Source organism: Dickeya chrysanthemi NCPPB 402, assembly GCF_000406105.1.
In the GTDB taxonomy this organism is placed as follows: domain Bacteria; phylum Pseudomonadota; class Gammaproteobacteria; order Enterobacterales; family Enterobacteriaceae; genus Dickeya; species Dickeya chrysanthemi.
This window is the reverse complement of record NZ_CM001974.1, coordinates 3,687,211-3,703,519: the sequence shown is the minus strand read 5'-3', so window position 1 is coordinate 3,703,519 and position 16,309 is coordinate 3,687,211. Positions and strand designations below refer to the sequence as shown.

Genomic DNA, 16,309 nt, shown 5'->3' with positions numbered 1-16,309 from the left:
TACTTGATTCTGATGTTCACTAAAGATAGCGGGCCGTTTACTCAAGCTCAGCCATCAGTTTAACCAGATGTTCAACGGCTTGCTGCTCGTCTTCACCTTCGGCAGAAATCGTTACGACAGTCCCTTGAGTCAGACCCAGAGTCTGCAGTTTGAACAGGCTTTTCGCGCTGGCGCTTTTACCGTTGGAGGTGACGGTGATTTCAGAGGTAAAGCCTTTAGCTTCTTTCACGAACTGTGCGGCAGGACGAGTGTGCAGACCATTTGGCGCGGTAATCGTTACTTCTTGCTTGAACATTCTGTTTTCCCCAACTTGTTGGATTAGGTTCATGTTGTGGAACTAAAGTTTAGTGTATGTGCTGAACTTTAGCTTGCTTGGTTGCCCTGACTGGTTCAGGACAGGCCGGGATGCGGTAAGGGAAACGGAGTGCGTTTACCCCTGGTTAAGTCGGTAATGCCCCTTGCTCGTTGTTCCTGCGGTAATAAAGCGTCCGGCCCTGCAGCTTCATGTCGCAAGAATGATATCCGTATGTGGGGGCTCTGCCGGATATTAATTTCACGCATCAAAATAATTGTCCGGTTAAATACTAAACCTGGCGCGGAAAAGCAATGTGCAAGTAACAGAAAGTTTGAACTCTGCCACAAAAAAGCACCCGGAAGGGTGCTTTTTTAACTTTTGAATCACACTCGCGAGAAGGATGACTTACTGCTGTAATTCCTGCTCGGTGAACAGATCGGCAAAGAGTGCGGTACTGAGGTAACGCTCACCGGAAGAAGGCAGGATTACGACGATGGTTTTGTTGGCAAATTCCTCTTCTTTCAACAGGTTAATCGCTGCTGCTACCGCTGCGCCGGAGGAAATCCCTGCCAGAATACCTTCTTCTTCCATCAGGCGACGAGCCGTGTTGATCGCCTCTTCGTTGGTGATACGCTCGACACGATCGACCAATTTCAGGTCCAGGTTGGCTGGAATAAACCCTGCGCCGATCCCCTGGATCTTGTGCGGACCGGGTTTGATTTCTTCGCCGGCCAGCGCCTGGGTGATGACCGGCGAGTCGGTCGGCTCAACGGCCACGGAGATAATCGCCCTGCCTTTGGTCTGCTTGATATAGCGGCTAACGCCGGTCAATGTGCCGCCGGTGCCGACACCTGCGATAAACACATCGACTTCACCGTCGGTGTCTTCCCAGATTTCCGGACCGGTGGTTTTTTCATGAATTTCCGGGTTGGCCGGGTTGCTGAACTGCTGCAGCAACAGATAATGCTGCGGGTCGCCGGCCACGATTTCTTCGGCTTTGGCGATAGCGCCTTTCATGCCTTTGGCGCCTTCAGTCAGCACCAGATTGGCGCCCAGCGCTTTAAGTAACTTACGGCGCTCAAGGCTCATGGTTTCCGGCATGGTCAGCGTCAGTTTGTAACCGCGCGCCGCCGCTACATACGCCAGCGCAATACCGGTATTACCGCTGGTCGGCTCTACGAGTTCGACGCCGGGCTTCAACACACCGCGTTTTTCGGCATCCCAAATCAGGTTGGCACCGATGCGGCATTTGACGCTGAAGCTCGGGTTACGTGACTCCACCTTAGCCAGAATACGCCCATTGCCGATGCGATTCAGACGAACCAGCGGCGTATGGCCGATAGTGAAAGAATTGTCTTCGTAGATCTTACTCATAGCCCGTCCTTAATAACTGTATGAAATTTTTGCGAACCACAGAGAGAATACCTGTTCGGGAAAACCAGTGAAGGAAAGAATCGCTATATCGATATGTTCTGAGGAAATATGTTTTTCCCAACATCCAGTTATAGAACATCGATACTCCGACATTTTTCCCGCTCAAGGTTCCCGGTTACGCCCGTGGCTGCGTACCGGAAAGATGACGGTAACGATCGACCCATAAGGCCGTCGCGCCGCAGACGGCGACCGGCATGATTAACAGATTCAGCACCGGCACCATCGTGCACAGGCTGACCAGCGCGCCAAATTGCAGATTGGTCAGTTTGTTCTGCCGTAATGCCTCTCGCATGGTGACGAAACCGACCTTGTGATTGTCGAACGGATAATCGCAGTATTGGATTGCCAGCATCCAGGCGCCAAACAGAAACCATACCACCGGTATGATCGTCTGGCCGACGCCGGGCACGAAATACAGCAGCAGTAGCACCAGTACACGGGGTAAATAATAGGCCAGTTTTTGCACTTCGCGCCGCATAATGCGCGGGACGTCTTTGGCGATATCAAGTATTCCGCTGGCCGGCAGCGGCTGACCGGTTAGCCGGGCTTCCAGTTGCTCTGCCAGTAACCCATTAAACGGTGCGGCAATCAGATTGGTAAGGGTGCTGAAGAAATAGCTGAACACCAGCAATACGGAGAGGGTCACCAGCGGCCAGAGCAGGTAACTCAGCCACTGTAGCCATTCCGGTACATGGGTCATAAGTTGCGGAACCCAGTTTCCCAACTGGCGAAATAGCCACCAAAAAGCGCCGCCCATCAGCAGGATATTCATCAGCATAGGAAGAATGACAAAACGGCGAATGCCGGGTAACGACAGCAGTTGCCAGCCTTTCAGAAAATAATGCAGGCCGCTGTGTTTGGGATCAAGGTGTTGCGTGTAAGACATGGTGCGGTTTCTCACCTTAGGATATGCAGGTTACGGCATCATATCGGGATGGTTTTCGACTGGCTAGTTGCGATTTGCATGAAAAAACGGCAAAAAAATGCCCGCAGTCGATCTTTATTATCATAAACTAGTGCATGGACTTGCACTTGGGTACACAGGCAAATACAGTTAGAGGTATGTGTATTTGCCGTAGTGGCAATGTATTGGAATAACTGGGATAGCAATGATGCAGGACCTGCGTCTGATCTTGATTGTCGTTGGCGCGATCGCAATTATAGCACTGTTACTGCATGGTCTTTGGACAAGCCGTAAGGAGCGCTCGTCCCTTTTCCGCGATCGTCCGGTAAAACGCCTGAAGCCAAAGCGTGATGACGCCCCGCTGGAGGAGCTTGACGACGGGGTTGGTGAAGTGCGGGTAACCTCTTCCCGCAGCCAGAAAAATACGCCGTCCGGCGATTATGCGCCTTCAGGCGAGCGTCCAGAGCCCGCCTTCAGGCAGGAATCGCCGGTGTATGACCCGTTACTGGACGATGTTGAACCACCAGCGCCGTTGCGCCAGCCTGTTACGCCACATGCAGAACCGCAGCCTCGCTATCAGCAGCCGCCATCCCAGTCGGCAGAGCCTGTACAAGCGGTTAATGAGCCGGTGCCGGAAACCTATCACCGGCAACCTGATCCTGTGCCTGACGCGCCGGCAACGGTACAACATGAGCCACAGGTGCAACATGAACCACCGCAAGAAGCGGTGCTGGTCTTGCACGTAGCGGCTCATCAGGGCGGCGTGATTGGCGGCGAGTTGCTGTTGCAAAGCGTGTTGCAGGCGGGGTTCCAGTTCGGTGAAATGAACATCTTCCACCGCCATGTTAATCCGGCCGGCAGTGGGCCGGTGTTGTTCAGTCTGGCTAACATGGTTAAACCCGGTTCTTTCAACGTGGAAGCCATGTCGGAATTTACCACGCCGGGCGTGTCGATTTTCATGATGGTGCCTTCGTATGGCGATGCGAGTCAGAATTTCAAGCTGATGCTGCAATCCGCTCAACGTATCGCCGATGATGTCGGCGGCGTGGTGCTGGATGACGAGCGTCGCCTGATGACGCCGCAGAAGGTGGAAGCGTATAAAGCCCGTATTCGCGATGTGCTCAAGGCGAACAGCGCTCAGGGCGAATAACGCTCGGGGCGAATAACGGTAGCGTATCGTTAATGCTCTCTCTTTTCACAAGCCTCCGTTCTCGGGGGCTTTTTACTTTCACCGCAATCGTTCATGCAGCGATCGCGTTCAGTATGTCGGTGTCGGGCAGTAAACCTGTCGGCTGGCGGCAAGGTGCAGACAGTGAGCGGTAAGAATACCTTAAGACAGGAGTTGGGGCTGGTTCAGGGCATCGGGTTATTGTCGACCTCGTTGTTGGGAACCGGCGTGTTTGCTGTGCCCGCATTGGTGGCGGAGCAGTCGCGGGGCGATAGCCTGTGGGCCTGGCCGCTGCTGATTGGCCTGGTGTTTCCGATTGCGATTGCTTTTGCTTCGTTGGGCCGACACTTTCCGAATGCCGGCGGCGCGGCGCATTTTGTCCGGCTGGCGTTCGGCCCCCGTTTAGCCAGAGTGACCGGCTGGTTATTCTTATCCGTAATCCCGGTTGGCTTGCCCGCGGCAATGCAGATTGCGTCTGGTTTCTGGCAGGCGGCCTTTGGGTTGAGTGCCGGTGGCTTACTGTTGGTGCAATTGTTGACGCTGGCGGTGATTTGGCTGCTGGGAATGCGTAGCGCCGGTTCCAGCGCGACGGTGCAGACGCTGATTGCGCTGCTGGTGGTGTTGCTGGTGGCGGCGATCTGGTGGAAGGGACAGATAACGTTGTCTCAGATACCGTGGCCCGCACTCGCGGAGATTAACGGTGTGAAGATGCTGGATGCGCTGGCGGTGATGTTCTGGTGCTTTGTCGGACTGGAGGCTTTTGCGCATCTGGCGACTGAATTCAGGTCACCCGAGCGTGATTTTCCACGCGCGTTGCTGATCGGTATGTTGCTGGCCGGCGCCGTCTATTGGGGATGTACCGTCGCAGTACTGCATTTCGGCGCTTACGGCCCCCGTCAGGCGGCCACCGCATCGCTGCCCGGCGTGGTGGTGCGGCTATTCGGCGACCATGCATTGTGGCTGGCCTGCATCGTGGGTTATCTCGCCTGTTTCGCCAGCGTGAATATCTATACTCAGGGTTTTGCCCGGCTGGTGTGGTCGCAAGCACCGGAAGGGAGCCGTCTGGCACGTTTATCCGCATCGCGTGCGCCGGTGAATGCGTTATCGCTGGTAGTGGCCTGCTGCCTGATCTGCTGTCTGCTTATCTATTGGCTGCAACTGCCGTTGTCTGAACTGATCGTTTACGCCAACGGCATTTTTATTTTGATTTATCTGCTGTGCATGTTGGCGGGATGGCGGCTGCTGCATGGCCGTTCGCGGGTGATGGCGGGCGTTGGAAGTGTATTGTGCGTAGCGTTGTTGCTGACGCTGGGCTGGAAGTCGCTGTATGCGTTAGGCATGCTGGCGGTGCTGTGGCTGATGCTGCCTGCAAAACACGAGGCTGTTGCGACCGGTTAGCGCCGGACAACCAGACAGGGGCCGAGGCCCTGTCTGGCGTAGCGCCGCCGTGGGGATTACTGCGGGTCGGCGGGCGGTTGCTGCCCGGCTTCGCTGCCGGCGGCTTTTGCTTCCAGTGCGCTCACGCGCTGTTCCAGCAACGCCAGTTTCTCACGAGTACGCAGCAGCACCTGGGTTTGTACATCGAATTCCTCACGGCTGACCACGTCCAGCTTGCCCAACTGCGACTGTAAAATCTGACGGATTTTCTTCTCCATATCTTCGCCAAATTCCCGGATGCCTTTCGGCATGGATTCTTGCACCTGACGAGCAATTTGCTCTAACTTTTTCGGGTCAATCATGACGCTTTCCTGAACTGTTTGACGAAACGGTGGATATGTTCTCAGTGTAATGCCAGACCTGCTCGGTATAAACAAAAAGTGATTTGTATCTTATGAATTTTGCGATCTATCAGTAGGGTTAGCGATTGCCCCTCTCTTCGGTTAGCGTTATAGTAACTCTGCTTATTCTCAGGGCGGGGTGCAATTCCCCACCGGCGGTAAACCAGTTTGCGCCTAAGGCCGACTGAAAGCCCGCGAGCGCTCAAGCGGTATCGTTTGAGGTCAGCAGATCCGGTGTAATTCCGGGGCCGACGGTAATAGTCCGGATGGGAGAGAGTAACGGTTTCTGACAGGTTAGCGCCTGCCCGCGTTATTTTTGCGCTTTTGCCGCTGTTTTTCAGCTTGCATCAGCGACTCCTCAAGTTCGCCCTGGTTCTGGTAATCCATATTAACAATGAGGTTTTTTTACCATGAATCAGACTTTACTTTCCGAATTCGGTACCCCTGTTGAACGCGTTGAACGTGCGCTGGATGCGTTGCGTCAAGGCCGCGGCGTGATGGTGCTGGACGATGAAGACAGGGAAAACGAAGGTGACATGATTTTCCCGGCCGAAACCATGACCGTTGAACAAATGGCGCTGACCATTCGCCATGGCAGCGGCATCGTGTGTCTGTGTCTCACCGAAGAACGTCGCCAGAAGCTGGAACTGCCGATGATGGTGGAAAACAATTCCAGCCATTATCAGACCGCGTTCACCGTCACGATTGAAGCCGCTGAAGGCGTCACTACCGGCGTCTCCGCCGCCGATCGCCTGACGACGATTCGCACGGCGATTGCCGATGATGCCCGTGCGAGCGATCTGAATCGCCCTGGTCATGTGTTCCCGCTGCGTGCGCAACCGGGCGGCGTGCTGGCGCGTGGTGGTCATACCGAAGCGACGGTGGATTTGATGCGTCTGGCGGGGTTCAAACCGTTCGGCGTGTTGTGCGAACTGACGAATGACGATGGTTCTATGGCGCATGCGCCGGAAGTGATCACCTTTGCGAAACAGCACAATATGCCGGTGCTGACTATCGAAGATCTGGTGGCTTACCGTCAGGCGGCTGAGTGTAAAGCCAACTGATTGTCGCCAGACAACATCGCATCGCCACAGGGCCGGTTTTCCGGCCCTGTGTTTTTTCAGGCATGGTGTTTTTGGGGTGTCAGGTTCAGGCGGGTTTGCGAGCCAGCAGCGTGGCAAAGCGCAGTTTGATGCGGTTGCCGTCGGCGTCGGTTTTGTGCAATTCCCCGACATCTTCGTTGTATTTTACGATCTCCCAGTCTCGGTAATAGTCGTGTAATTCGTTGTGCCCAAAGGTAAACGAGAACGGCAGTGGGCAGGGGAAATCGTCGGTGGACATGGCGGCGACAATCAGATTATAGCCACCGGCAACCGTGTGCTCCTGCATGTTGCTGACGATAGCCGGGATGCAGGCCCGCTCCAGAAACATGAATACTACCGTCGACAGGATAAAATCGTACTGATGACGAACATCGGCCTGATTGATGTCGTGGACGAACGCCTCAATCCGGCTGAGTGATTCATCGGCAATGATGTGATTGAGCTTATCAATACTCATGGCGTTCTTGTCACAGGCGGTGACGTCAAACCCTTTCAGGTTCAGGTAGAGCGCGTTACGCCCGCCGCCACAGCCCAGATCCAGCGCTTTCCCCGGTTGCACATAACGCAGGGCGTTGATGACTTCCGAGTGGGTGCGCGTCAGCTCATATTTTTTGTGGTAATAGTCTTCCGCCGTGCAGTAAAAGCCCAATTGACATTCCAGATCGTCTGAAAACGAGACAATGCGGTGCCAGCACTGCGGTTCGATATAGGGGGGTTGTTGTTGCGGCGAGAACTGGAAACGCTCTGTGGTTTCACCTTGTTCCGTCAGCAGGTCGAACGTCATCTCGCCTTTTATAATATCTAGCTTCGCCCAGGTGCCTTCTTTGGTGTTGTGTTTTTCCTGGAATGCCGCAGGCAGCGTACTGCTGTTCCATACCGGCATCTGTTTATAGCACAGCAAGTCTTGTGTTTCTTGCATAGTGGTTTCGTGCATAGTGGCCTCGTTGATTCAGTTTCTGACGCCATTTTATGCGTTGTTTAGCGGGATATCTATAAGTTGCATTTATAATGCATTAAATTATCGTGATAATGCGCCATCGGTGTGCCGGGCGCAATAGGACTGAATAGAGCCGAAGCGATGTGATAAAAAAGGGGATGGCATCAGCCATCCCCTTGGTCAGCATCCGATAGGCGATAATCTTAGCCGCAGCGGGTGCATTTCTGCGACTGGATCACCTGGAAGAAGTCGTTGCCTTTGTCATCCACCAGGATAAAGGCCGGGAAGTCTTCCACTTCGATTTTCCAAATAGCTTCCATACCCAGTTCCGGGTATTCCACGCATTCCAGGCTCTTGATGCTGTTCTGCGCCAGAATCGCCGCCGGGCCGCCGATGCTGCCGAGATAGAAACCGCCGTGTTTCTTACAGGCGTCGGTGACCTGCTGGCTACGGTTGCCCTTGGCCAGCATGATCATGCTGCCGCCGTGGGATTGCAGCAGGTCAACATAGGAGTCCATTCGGCCAGCGGTCGTCGGACCGAGCGAACCAGAGGCATAGCCTTCCGGCGTTTTGGCGGGGCCGGCGTAATAGATCGGATGATCTTTCACGTATTGCGGCAGTTCGCCGCCGTTGTCCAGCAGTTCCTTCAGCTTGGCGTGCGCAATGTCGCGCGCCACGATGATGGTGCCGTTCAGCGACAGGCGAGTGGAAACCGGGTACTGCGACAGCGTTTTGAGAATGTCGGCCATCGGGCGGTTCAGGTCGATACGCACCACTTCGCCTTCGCCGGCCTGACGCAGGTGTTCCGGGATGTATTTGCCGGGGTTGGTTTCCAACTGTTCCAGCCAGATGCCCTGACGGTTGATCTTGGCTTTGATGTTGCGGTCTGCCGAGCAGGACACGCCCATGCCGACCGGGCAGGAAGCACCGTGACGCGGCAGGCGGATCACCCGCACGTCGTGGGCGAAGTATTTACCGCCGAACTGGGCGCCGAGCCCCAGATTACGGGCTTCTTCCAGCAGTTCCTGTTCCAGCGCTACGTCGCGGAACGCCTGACCATGCTCGTTGCCTTCGGTCGGCAGTTCGTCGTAGTAGTGGGTGGAAGCCAGTTTCACGGTTTTCAGGTTGGTTTCCGCCGAGGTGCCGCCGATGACGAAGGCAATGTGGTACGGCGGGCAAGCTGCGGTGCCCAGCGTACGCATTTTTTCCACCAGATAATTGGTCAGCTTGCCCGGTGACAACAGCGCTTTGGTTTCCTGATACAGATAGGTTTTGTTGGCGGAACCGCCGCCTTTGGTGACGAACAGGAATTTATACTCATCGCCTTCGGTGCTGTAGAGGTCTATCTGCGCCGGCAGGTTGGTGCCGGTGTTGACCTCTTTGTACATATCCAGCGCCGCGTTCTGGGAATAGCGCAGGTTGTCTTCGATAAAGGTGTTGTAAACCCCGTGCGACAGCGCTTCGGCATCGTTGCCGTTGGTCCACACGCGCTGGCCTTTTTTACCGACGATAATGGCGGTGCCGGTATCCTGACAGGTCGGCAGGATGCCTTTGGCGGCGATTTCGGAGTTACGCAGGAACTGCAGGGCGACATAACGGTCGTTTTCGCTGGCTTCCGGGTCGTGCAGAATATCGGCGACTTGTTGCTGGTGTGACGGGCGCAACAGGAAAGAGGCGTCGTGGAATGCCTGCTGAGCCAGCAAGGTTAGCCCCTGTGGGTCGACTTTGAGAATATCCTGGCCTTCAAACTGGCTGACGGAAACAAAGTCGCTGCTGATTAAACGGTATTCGGTTTTATCTTTCGCTAATGGAAACGGATCTTGATAATAAAACGGTTTATTCGACATTTTCTTCTCACTTGCAGCCGCATAATTGAGTGATGTATCGGGTCTTATTTCCGCCTAAGGCTTTTGTGCCGGTCTTATTGTTGTGTCCATCGTTGTGGTGTCAATCGCCTCTGGCACGACGACAAAAGCAATAAACGTGGGTGATATTCCTTAACGTGCGCCGGTTGCGCCCCTTGAGGGATACCGCCTCACATACTATGGCTTTATGACAAGGAGTACCACGCTGACAAGTCACATTATTTTTATCTTCGTCATGTTTTCGTTGAAAATATATCTCAGATAGAAACAGGATGTTGATATTGATAAACGTGACATGACGGGCGCCATATTAAGTTATTTATTTAAATTAATTAAGCACAATGTGCATCAGCGATTAATGCCCATTAAATAAATAAGGTTTAACCCGCCATACTCCACGTTGCCGGTGCGTTGGTTTTATTATTCACGCTGTTCCAGCAGAGTATCGATAAGCCATAGCCCTGCCGGGCCGGGAGGCGACGGGCGCGACCAGGCGATATCCACTTCAATTTGTCGCGGCCAGCCCGACAGCGGCAGTTCCACCAGCCGGTTTTGGGCGTATTCGTCTACCAGCCAGCGCGGCAGGATGCTCCAGCCAAAACCCTGCTCCGCCATTTCCAGCAACATCAGATACGACGGCGTTGACCAACCGGTGCCTTCGGCAGGTGGGCGCTCCCGTTGACTGTAGGTATGCAGGCAGAGCTGACGCACTGTGGCGAGTTGTTCCTGCGTCACCTGTTTCTGTTGCGCCAGCGGGTGCGTGCGGGCGACATACACCGCCATTTCGGTTTTCACCTGCAACCGGGATACCGCAATGTCGATGGGGTAATGTACCTGCGCCTGCAACACGCCGACGTGGGCGCGCTGCGACTGCAACAACTCCACCACGTCTTCGTCTTCCGCAATCAGGCACTCGAACTCGACATCGGGAAAGCGCCCGGCGAAGCGCTGCAATACCGGGTAATAGTGGCGGCACTGCCAGGTGTCCGACAGCACAAAGGTCAGCCGCGGTTCGACTTTATCCGCCAGACGGATCGCCAGTTCGTCCAGCGCTTCGCTGGCGGAAAGAATCGCTTTGACATGGCTGAGCACCTTACGCCCTTCCTCCGTCAGCACCGGCTGATGACCACCTCTGTCGAACAACTGCAATCCCAGGTCAGCTTCCAGATTCGCCACCGCCGTGCTGACGGTGGATTGGCTCTTTTGCAGGTGGCGTGCCGCCGCGGAAAACGAGCCGGTATTCACGGTGGCGAGAAATGCCAGCAGGGATTCAGGAGAATAGCGCATCGCTGCCTCTATCGATTTTCTAGATGGATTCTAATTTAGAACTATTGATTATTTAGATGAAAATGGCAACCCGTTAGCGTCGCTGCATCATCAGAAGGAGGAAAGCATGCAACAGAAAACCCGGCAGACAGTGCATCATCAGCAAAAAACATTCCGTGAGCGGATAGCACATGCTATCGGCTTCGAGGTGATGGCATTGCTGATTTGCGCCCCGATCGGCGCCTGGGTGCTTGAGCGCTCGATCTTGCAGGTGGGGGCGCTGTCGGTCATGTTATCCAGCGTGGCGATGGTCTGGAACGTGGTGTACAACAGCCTGTTTGATCGCTTGTGGCCGGTCAGCCGCATGAAACGCGGTTGGTGGGTACGAGCTGGACACGCTCTGGGCTTCGAAGGCGGTTTTATTCTGATCGGTTTGCCGCTGGCCGCCTGGATGCTGAATATCACGTTGTGGCAGGCGCTGATGGTGGAGATCGGTTTCTTCCTGTTCTTCCTGCCGTACACCATGGCTTATAACTGGCTATACGATGTGCTGCGCGAACGGCTGCTGACCACCGTTATACAGGGGCGTTAGCCCGGCATCCGAAGCAAGAGCGTGAACGATTGCCTGCTCCTGGCTTCGGGCTTGTTTTCATACGCCGTTTACTGACGTAACGATGCCCGGTATTCGGCGTAATCCGGCATATGGGGAATGCGCCACAAATACCAGGCCGCCAACGTGCGGTAGGGGCGACAGGGTTCGCTCAGCGCCAACATCGCTTTACGCGTCGGGTCCTGCGGCAGACGATACAGGTAACGAAACCCTTGTTTGATGCCGAGATCGTCCACCGGCATGATGTCCATCCGCTCCAGCGTGGAGATCAACAGCATTTCTACCGTCCAGCGACCGATGCCTTTCAAGGTGCAAAGCCGTTCGATCAGCGTGTCGTCATCCAGATGTTCGGCTGCCGCTCTATCAGGTACCAATCCGCTCAGTACGCCCTGTGCAATGCCTTTCACCGTGTCGATTTTACGGGCGGAAAAACCACACTGGCGTAGGATCTCCGCTTCACATGTCGCGAGTTGTTCGGCGGCGGGAAAACCGTTTTCCCCTACGGCAAAACGTTGCTGTAGCTTGCTGATGATCGCGGCGGCGGCGCGGTTGCTGAGCTGCTGGCTGGCGACTGCCCGGATCAGCGCCTCGTAAGGTTCCCGCGCCGGGCGGCTCTCAAAGCGAATATGACCGACGCCGTCGATCAACCGCGCCCAGTGCGCATCAATCGCGGACAAATGGGCGAGAGCCTGAGGTTCGTCGAACGGGAGGGAAGATGGCGTCATTGATTGGCATCCTTAATGATTGGCGATTGATTTCAGCAGGCAATGCTCTGTGAAGAGATATATACTCAATTCTACTGGTTATTTGAACAGGTTTGTGCATGAATTTCGAACTGTTTACCGATGAGCCGCCGGAACGCCGCAATGAAACGCTGGCACCCGGTGCGATGTGGTTGCGCGGCTTTGCCTGGTCACAGGCCGACGAGCTGCTGGCCGCGCTGGAAACGGTGACGCAACAAGCCCCTTTCCGGCAGATGGTGACGCCGGGCGGGTACACCATGTCGGTGGCGATGAGTAATTGCGGGCCGCTAGGCTGGGTGAGCGACGAGCTGGGGTATCGCTACAGTGCGCAGGATCCGCTGACCGGCGAACCGTGGCCTGCCATACCGGCGTGCTTTTTGCGCTTGTCGCAGGCGGCGGCGCACGAGGCCGGGTATGACGGGTTTGCGCCCGATGCCTGCCTGATTAACCGTTACGCCGTTGGTGCCAAGCTGTCGTTGCATCAGGACAGGGATGAGCGGGATTTGCGCCAGCCGATCGTCTCTGTTTCGCTGGGGTTAGGCGCGGTGTTTCTGTTCGGTGGGAGGAAACGCAGCGATTCGTGCCGGCGCTTGGCGCTGATGCACGGCGATGTGGTGGTGTGGGGCGGTGCGTCCCGGCTGAATTATCACGCGATTTTGCCGCTAAAACGCGGGCCGCTGCCGATGGGAATGTCCGATGAGGTGCGCCTGAATCTGACGTTTCGTAAAGTGTGAAGACGTTTCGTAAAGTGTGAAAGTCCCCCACGGCGTGGGGGACGACAGGTAGGATTTCAGGCGTTACTTCGCGCTGAAATGAATGTAATCGAGAGCGTTTTCGCCGGCCATGCGACCAGAGTTGAGCGCAAAGCCGAACGTTCCGCCGCCCAACAGCAAGTCATAGGTGTCGCCGTACATACCGGCGGCATCGTTACCGGTGACGTACAGGCCAGGCACCGCGCTGCCAGTCGGGCTGACGGCTTCCATTTTCTCGTTAATCTTCACGCCGCCGAGCGTACCGAGCGCGGCCGGCATCATCTTCACGGCATAGAACGGACCGGTTTTCACCGGGCGCAGATAGTCCATGTTTTTGTTGAAGACTTCGTCGCGTTTCTGCGCCGCATAGCGGTTGTTGTCTTCAATGGTGCGTTTCAGCACGGCCGGGTCGACGGCCATCTGTTTGGCCAGGTCTTCAATACTGTTGCTTTTGAAGACAAAGCCCCGGTTTTTCTGGCTCTCTTTGGCGAACTCGTCGTCAAATTTCACCAGCTTGGTATTGGCGATGACCCATTCGCCGATCGGCACATCGATACCGTCGTTGACCACGTGCTTGCGGGTTTCCTCGTCAAAGACGGAATACATCACGCCGCCCGCTTTCGCCAGCGCGTTACCGGCGTGCGGCCAAATGATGACGATGGATTCATCGGTGAAGCGGCGTCCGGTTTTGTCTACCCACAGGTACGGCTGGCGAGCCGCGGCCAGCATCTGGGAGTTAGGGGCATACTCCGGCAGACCAGGGCGATAAGACTGCACCACGCCCATGCCTTCTTCTTTTGCACCGGCTTTCCACGCCATTTTGATGCCGTCGCCGTCTTTACCAATGTTGCCCACCATGATGGTGTCGGGCATGGCGACGTATTTTTGCAGCATCTCTTTGTTGTTGGCATAGCCGCCGGTGGCGACGATCACCGCTTTGGTGTCGATCTGGAACGGTTTACCGTCGCTGCCTTCAGCGATCACGCCGGTAATTTTGCCGTCTTTCATCACCAGGTCTTTACCCGCGGTTTTCACCAACGTCGTAACCTTCATGTTTTTAAACTGCTCATGGAAGGTTTTGATCAGGTAACGACCGTGGCCGGGGCCGTCGATAACGTGCCAGGTCAGCATTCCGCCCGGCCCGCCGGGGCCGATGTATTCAAACTTGATGCCTTTGGATTTCACCCATTCGATGGTGTCGGCGGAGCGATTGACGAAGGTGCGAACCACATACGGGTTCGCCATCCAGTGGCTGTATTCCATGATGGTCTTAAAGGCCATATCAGGCGTAACCACGATACCCTGGCGTTTCTGCATCGAACTGTTGGCCGCGAAGATACCTTCCGCGAAATTGCCGGTACCGCCGACGGCGGGCTGTTTCTCCAGCAACACCACGCTGGCGCCTTTCTCGGCCGCCGCCATAGTGGCCGCCGTACCCGCAGCGCCTGCACCGATCACGACCACGTCGGCGCTCTTGGGGATCTCGACCGGTTTGGCCGATTCGGCGTTTTTAGCCGGCTCGGCGGCAGGCTCGGGTTGCCCTGATGCCTGAGCGGACGTGATTCCCAGTACCGAGAGGCACAGAGCCGCAAGGAGTTTTTTTCGGTATTGAACCATATTATTTTCCTTTTATTTTACGCGTGGAATGACGCGTCGGTGTTCGGCGCGTCGTCCGGTATTCAGTTCGCTTTGGCTTTGGCGTAGGCCGCCTGTGAGGCCTCATGCACCGCGCCGCTGGTCATGGTGGCGCCGGAGACGCCATCGACGCTGATGGTCTTTTTCTCCGTCATGGTTTTCTCCAGTTCTTTGGCCGCTTCCCCGCCGACTTCCGGGGTTTCGTTCGGTGCATCGATAGTGGCTTTTTGCACCACGCCTTTGGCATCGATATCCAGAGTGACCGTCACGTCACCGCCGATGCCTTGTCCGGTCGCAGAGTAGGTTCCGGCTTTAAACTGGTCTTCGGCGACGGCCGCCCCGGCGATCAGCAACAGGCAACCCAATAATTTGATGGAACTTTTCTTCATAACGTGCATTCACTCTGTTTGGTTGACATCATCAATAAACAGGAACCCGCAGCAGGCTAGCGCGCCAGCAACGTTTTCCCTTCTTCATGGCTGAGGTGGCGAAACAACAGGCAACTCAGCGGTAATCCGGTTCCGAGCAGTAACAGCAGCAGGCTAAAGTGGTTGATGTTCAGCAGCGGTTCCCATTGAGAAAACAGGCGTAGCGCCGGGAAAGTCAGCGCCATGCTGAGCATGACGGCAATCAACTGGCTGAGAATCATGATGTTATTGCCGCTGTTGTAGGTGTCGCTGTTCAGGTGGCAACAGGCCAGCGTGCTTTCCGCCGAGTGCAACAACGCGGTCATCAGGCCAATAGCGACGGCGCAGAGGCCAATCACCGGCAGTAAGCGGTGCTGGATGGCCAGACCCAGCAGCAGGACCAGTGCGGAGGCCAGCAACGTGCCGTACATCAGCACGTTACGGTAACCCAGCCAGCGAATCAGCGGTTCGAACATCAGTTTGGCCAGCAGCGCGCCAGCCGAAAACATCAGCATGATCAGCCCGGCGGTCGCGGGCGGCAGGCCCAGCGACGTCTGGATTACCAGCGACATCACCACCGGCAGCGAAGCCAGCAGTAACCGGGTCAGCACGCCGCCCCAGACGCCGACATAAAAGGAACGAATGCCGAACAGCGAAACCGGCAGCAACGCTTCACGCCCCGGCGGATCGCTACGCAGGTAGCACAAGGTGCACAGGATGCCGGCCAGACCCAGCAGCACCATGACCGGCAGCGACAACAAATGGCGCGGCGCCGCCGCCAGCAGCAGGGTGACCGTGAGCAGAATGCCGACCAGCGGCAGCAGGTTGCCCATCGAAACCCGGCAGCGACTGGCGTGGGTATCCGCCGGCAGGATGCGCCACGCCAGCCACAGGCACAGCAGCGCCAGCGGAACCGGCGCGATAAAAATGGCGCGCCAGGATAATCCGTCGGTCAGCAGGCTACCCAGCAGCGGCCCGGTCAGCGTGCCGAACATGCCGAGCAAGGTCATACGGTTGAGGAACGACAGCCGGGTGTCGGCGGGGGTGTATCGCAGAACTTGCGTGCGAATCACCGGCAGCAGCAACGCGCCGCCGGCGCCCTGAATAAAACGGCCCAAACCCAGTTGAAACGCGGTGTCGGCATGGAAGCACAGCAGCGCGCCGCCGGTGAAGACAGTCAGGGCGGCGAGACAAGTGCGGCGCTCTCCCAGATGCTGGCTCAGCCAACTGTTGATGGGGGTAAAGGCCACGACGGTGATGACATACGCCATGACGATCGGCTCCATACGCAGGACCGGCTGGTGTAACGAGCGTGCTATCGCCGGTACGGCGACGTACAGCATGGTGGTGTCCAGCGCTTGCATGAAGAACGCCACCGAAGCCAGCCAGAAGAGTGCGCGTGGGCCGGTCAT

Annotated in this window: 16 protein-coding genes and 1 riboswitch; of the genes, 5 read left to right on the top strand and 11 right to left on the bottom strand. The window is 56.1% G+C overall.

Annotation, left to right across the window (positions count from 1 at the left end; all coding sequences use genetic code 11):
• Nucleotides 1–37 precede the first annotated feature (37 nt).
• The 3 genes from ptsH to cysZ all read right to left on the bottom strand — a co-directional run bounded on the left by ptsH (nucleotide 38) and on the right by cysZ (nucleotide 2,615).
• The gene (gene ptsH / locus DCH402_RS16290; protein WP_012770938.1) at nucleotides 38–295 is read right to left on the bottom strand and encodes a phosphocarrier protein Hpr; all 258 of its coding nucleotides are present in this window, start codon (nucleotides 293–295) and stop codon (nucleotides 38–40) included.
• A gap of 405 nt (nucleotides 296–700) precedes the next feature.
• Nucleotides 701–1,669: a cysteine synthase A gene (gene cysK, locus DCH402_RS16285; RefSeq protein WP_040002269.1), complete on the bottom strand. Its 969-nt coding sequence runs from the start codon at nucleotides 1,667–1,669 to the stop codon at nucleotides 701–703.
• 175 nt (nucleotides 1,670–1,844) lie between these two features.
• The gene (gene cysZ / locus DCH402_RS16280) at nucleotides 1,845–2,615 is read right to left on the bottom strand and encodes a sulfate transporter CysZ (RefSeq protein ID WP_040002268.1); all 771 of its coding nucleotides are present in this window, start codon (nucleotides 2,613–2,615) and stop codon (nucleotides 1,845–1,847) included.
• A gap of 223 nt (nucleotides 2,616–2,838) precedes the next feature.
• Here cysZ and zipA point away from each other — a divergent pair, with 223 nt between their 5' ends.
• Nucleotides 2,839–3,783, top strand: coding sequence for a cell division protein ZipA (zipA, locus tag DCH402_RS16275; RefSeq protein WP_040002267.1), 945 nt, complete (start codon nucleotides 2,839–2,841; stop codon nucleotides 3,781–3,783).
• 162 nt (nucleotides 3,784–3,945) lie between these two features.
• Nucleotides 3,946–5,199 (top strand): L-methionine/branched-chain amino acid transporter, encoded by a 1,254-nt coding sequence (gene yjeH / locus DCH402_RS16270; RefSeq protein ID WP_040002266.1) that lies wholly within the window; start codon nucleotides 3,946–3,948, stop codon nucleotides 5,197–5,199.
• 56 nt (nucleotides 5,200–5,255) lie between these two features.
• Here yjeH and ubiK read toward each other — a convergent pair whose 3' ends face one another.
• The gene (gene ubiK / locus DCH402_RS16265; RefSeq protein WP_040002265.1) at nucleotides 5,256–5,540 is read right to left on the bottom strand and encodes a ubiquinone biosynthesis accessory factor UbiK; all 285 of its coding nucleotides are present in this window, start codon (nucleotides 5,538–5,540) and stop codon (nucleotides 5,256–5,258) included.
• A 160-nt stretch (nucleotides 5,541–5,700) separates the two neighbouring features.
• A riboswitch (FMN riboswitch) is annotated at nucleotides 5,701–5,861 on the top strand.
• 128 nt (nucleotides 5,862–5,989) lie between these two features.
• Between ubiK and ribB the strand changes: the two genes are divergently transcribed.
• A complete protein-coding gene (ribB, locus tag DCH402_RS16260; protein WP_040002264.1) occupies nucleotides 5,990–6,643 on the top strand; it encodes a 3,4-dihydroxy-2-butanone-4-phosphate synthase in 654 nt (217 codons plus the stop codon).
• 85 nt (nucleotides 6,644–6,728) lie between these two features.
• Here ribB and tehB read toward each other — a convergent pair whose 3' ends face one another.
• The 3 genes from tehB to DCH402_RS16245 all read right to left on the bottom strand — a co-directional run bounded on the left by tehB (nucleotide 6,729) and on the right by DCH402_RS16245 (nucleotide 10,771).
• Nucleotides 6,729–7,601, bottom strand: a complete 873-nt coding sequence (gene tehB, locus DCH402_RS16255; RefSeq protein ID WP_040003669.1) for an SAM-dependent methyltransferase TehB — start codon at nucleotides 7,599–7,601, stop codon at nucleotides 6,729–6,731.
• A gap of 221 nt (nucleotides 7,602–7,822) precedes the next feature.
• Nucleotides 7,823–9,466: a class I fumarate hydratase FumA gene (gene fumA / locus DCH402_RS16250; RefSeq protein WP_040002263.1), complete on the bottom strand. Its 1,644-nt coding sequence runs from the start codon at nucleotides 9,464–9,466 to the stop codon at nucleotides 7,823–7,825.
• A gap of 438 nt (nucleotides 9,467–9,904) precedes the next feature.
• Nucleotides 9,905–10,771 (bottom strand): LysR family transcriptional regulator, encoded by an 867-nt coding sequence (locus DCH402_RS16245; RefSeq protein WP_040002262.1) that lies wholly within the window; start codon nucleotides 10,769–10,771, stop codon nucleotides 9,905–9,907.
• 106 nt (nucleotides 10,772–10,877) lie between these two features.
• Between DCH402_RS16245 and DCH402_RS16240 the strand changes: the two genes are divergently transcribed.
• Nucleotides 10,878–11,342: a multidrug/biocide efflux PACE transporter gene (locus DCH402_RS16240; protein ID WP_040002261.1), complete on the top strand. Its 465-nt coding sequence runs from the start codon at nucleotides 10,878–10,880 to the stop codon at nucleotides 11,340–11,342.
• A 68-nt stretch (nucleotides 11,343–11,410) separates the two neighbouring features.
• On the opposite strand, the gene DCH402_RS16235 is transcribed toward DCH402_RS16240, so the two are convergent.
• On the bottom strand, nucleotides 11,411–12,085 hold the full coding sequence (locus DCH402_RS16235; protein WP_040002260.1) for a DNA-3-methyladenine glycosylase family protein: 675 nt from the start codon (nucleotides 12,083–12,085) through the stop codon (nucleotides 11,411–11,413).
• Between the two features lie 98 nt (nucleotides 12,086–12,183).
• On the opposite strand from DCH402_RS16235, the gene alkB reads away from it, so the two are divergent.
• On the top strand, nucleotides 12,184–12,837 hold the full coding sequence (gene alkB, locus DCH402_RS16230) for a DNA oxidative demethylase AlkB (RefSeq protein ID WP_040002259.1): 654 nt from the start codon (nucleotides 12,184–12,186) through the stop codon (nucleotides 12,835–12,837).
• A gap of 63 nt (nucleotides 12,838–12,900) precedes the next feature.
• On the opposite strand, the gene DCH402_RS16225 is transcribed toward alkB, so the two are convergent.
• From DCH402_RS16225 to DCH402_RS16215, 3 genes are all read right to left on the bottom strand, one after another.
• The gene (locus tag DCH402_RS16225) at nucleotides 12,901–14,472 is read right to left on the bottom strand and encodes an FAD-dependent oxidoreductase (protein WP_040002258.1); all 1,572 of its coding nucleotides are present in this window, start codon (nucleotides 14,470–14,472) and stop codon (nucleotides 12,901–12,903) included.
• 62 nt (nucleotides 14,473–14,534) lie between these two features.
• Complete coding sequence (locus tag DCH402_RS16220; RefSeq protein WP_027712966.1) at nucleotides 14,535–14,879, bottom strand: FMN-binding protein; 345 nt, start codon at nucleotides 14,877–14,879, stop codon at nucleotides 14,535–14,537.
• Between the two features lie 56 nt (nucleotides 14,880–14,935).
• Entirely contained in the window at nucleotides 14,936–16,309 is a 1,374-nt protein-coding gene (locus DCH402_RS16215) for an MFS transporter (RefSeq protein WP_040002257.1), read from the bottom strand.

Coding starts and splice junctions, on each gene's coding strand:
- DCH402_RS16245 (WP_040002262.1), bottom strand. CDS start 10,771: ATGCGCTATTCTCCTGAATCCCTGCTGGCATTTCTCGCCACCGTGAAT.
- DCH402_RS16240 (WP_040002261.1), top strand. CDS start 10,878: ATGCAACAGAAAACCCGGCAGACAGTGCATCATCAGCAAAAAACATTC.
- cysK (WP_040002269.1), bottom strand. CDS start 1,669: ATGAGTAAGATCTACGAAGACAATTCTTTCACTATCGGCCATACGCCG.
- DCH402_RS16235 (WP_040002260.1), bottom strand. CDS start 12,085: ATGACGCCATCTTCCCTCCCGTTCGACGAACCTCAGGCTCTCGCCCAT.
- DCH402_RS16225 (WP_040002258.1), bottom strand. CDS start 14,472: ATGGTTCAATACCGAAAAAAACTCCTTGCGGCTCTGTGCCTCTCGGTA.
- DCH402_RS16215 (WP_040002257.1), bottom strand. CDS start 16,309: ATGACCGGCCCACGCGCACTCTTCTGGCTGGCTTCGGTGGCGTTCTTC.
- DCH402_RS16220 (WP_027712966.1), bottom strand. CDS start 14,879: ATGAAGAAAAGTTCCATCAAATTATTGGGTTGCCTGTTGCTGATCGCC.
- tehB (WP_040003669.1), bottom strand. CDS start 7,601: ATGCAAGAAACACAAGACTTGCTGTGCTATAAACAGATGCCGGTATGG.
- zipA (WP_040002267.1), top strand. CDS start 2,839: ATGATGCAGGACCTGCGTCTGATCTTGATTGTCGTTGGCGCGATCGCA.
- cysZ (WP_040002268.1), bottom strand. CDS start 2,615: ATGTCTTACACGCAACACCTTGATCCCAAACACAGCGGCCTGCATTAT.
- ptsH (WP_012770938.1), bottom strand. CDS start 295: ATGTTCAAGCAAGAAGTAACGATTACCGCGCCAAATGGTCTGCACACT.
- alkB (WP_040002259.1), top strand. CDS start 12,184: ATGAATTTCGAACTGTTTACCGATGAGCCGCCGGAACGCCGCAATGAA.
- ribB (WP_040002264.1), top strand. CDS start 5,990: ATGAATCAGACTTTACTTTCCGAATTCGGTACCCCTGTTGAACGCGTT.
- fumA (WP_040002263.1), bottom strand. CDS start 9,466: ATGTCGAATAAACCGTTTTATTATCAAGATCCGTTTCCATTAGCGAAA.
- ubiK (WP_040002265.1), bottom strand. CDS start 5,540: ATGATTGACCCGAAAAAGTTAGAGCAAATTGCTCGTCAGGTGCAAGAA.